At 30.2% G+C, this 992-nt stretch carries 2 protein-coding genes; one reads left to right on the top strand and one right to left on the bottom strand.

Features of this window, described 5'->3' with window-relative positions; all coding sequences use genetic code 11:
* Positions 1 to 114 precede the first annotated feature (114 nt).
* Positions 115 to 327: a PG1828 family lipoprotein gene (locus FLACOL7796_RS24050; protein WP_055095081.1), complete on the top strand. Its 213-nt coding sequence runs from the start codon at positions 115 to 117 to the stop codon at positions 325 to 327.
* Between the two features lie 117 nt (positions 328 to 444).
* Here the strand turns inward: FLACOL7796_RS24050 and FLACOL7796_RS24045 are convergent, their stop codons facing one another.
* Positions 445 to 819, bottom strand: coding sequence for a DUF1508 domain-containing protein (locus tag FLACOL7796_RS24045; RefSeq protein WP_173973298.1), 375 nt, complete (start codon positions 817 to 819; stop codon positions 445 to 447).
* Positions 820 to 992: the final 173 nt, after the last annotated feature.

The following is a 992-nucleotide window of genomic DNA, read 5'->3' as shown; positions in this document are numbered from 1 at the left end:
AGATAATCGTGAGCAATGAAAAAATTTAAAAAAAAAAAAAAAAAAAAATTTTACATATTAAAAAATTTATATCTTTGCCACGAATTAATAATTAACCTTTTATAATAAAGTAAGATGAAAAAAGTATTTTTAAGTTTAGCTGTTGTTGCTGTTTTAACTGTTGTTTCTTGTAAAAAAGCTGATGCTGCAGCTACTGAGTCTGTAGATTCTACTGCTGTCGCTGTTGATTCTGCTGCTGCTGTAGTTGATTCTGCTGCTGCAACTGTTGATTCTGCTGCTGCTAAAGTTGATTCTGCTGCTGCTAAAGTAGAAGAAGTAAAAAAATAATTAGAACCTAAGTTCTAAAAATTTTAAAACCATCCTTGAGATGGTTTTTTTTTTGTGATTAATTTAAAATTAATCATACCATAAAAAAAAAGCGTCCGCAATTGCGAACGCTTTTTTTTATTCCTCAACCTCCTCTTCAACTTCTTCATCTTCAAAAATCGATTCACTCGACGAGAAGTCCAAAACTTCTGATTTTGCAGCATAATTTACAATTTCCTTTATTCCTTTCTGCAAAAGCAATTCTGTTGTATATTTTCGACTTGTAGCAAAATGAACCTCACCCAACATCAACTTAAAAAAATACTTCCCTCCAGAGCCTTTAAACTTCAAAAACCTGGCCTGATCTATATTTGCTTTAAACTTCTCAATATCCTCCTCACCTTCAAACTTCAATTCATAACTCAAACTCGTAAATATCACTTTACCCTTCCTCGAAGTAAATACGAATTTATACTCATCGTTAAACCTTTTGCTAATTACGAAAGCACCCATTTATTATTTTAGATTTTAGATTGTTGATTTTAGTCCCGATAGCTAGCGGGGTAGATTCTTAGATTCTCAGATTCTTAGATTCTTAGATTCTTAGATTCTTAGATTCTTAGATTCTTAGATTCTTAGATTCTTAGTTTATTATATTATTATATTAAATGATTATTATATTGATT

The sequence above is a fragment of the Flavobacterium bizetiae genome (genome assembly GCF_902804475.1).
Lineage (GTDB): Bacteria > Bacteroidota > Bacteroidia > Flavobacteriales > Flavobacteriaceae > Flavobacterium > Flavobacterium bizetiae.
This window is presented reverse-complemented; position numbering and strand designations above follow the sequence as displayed.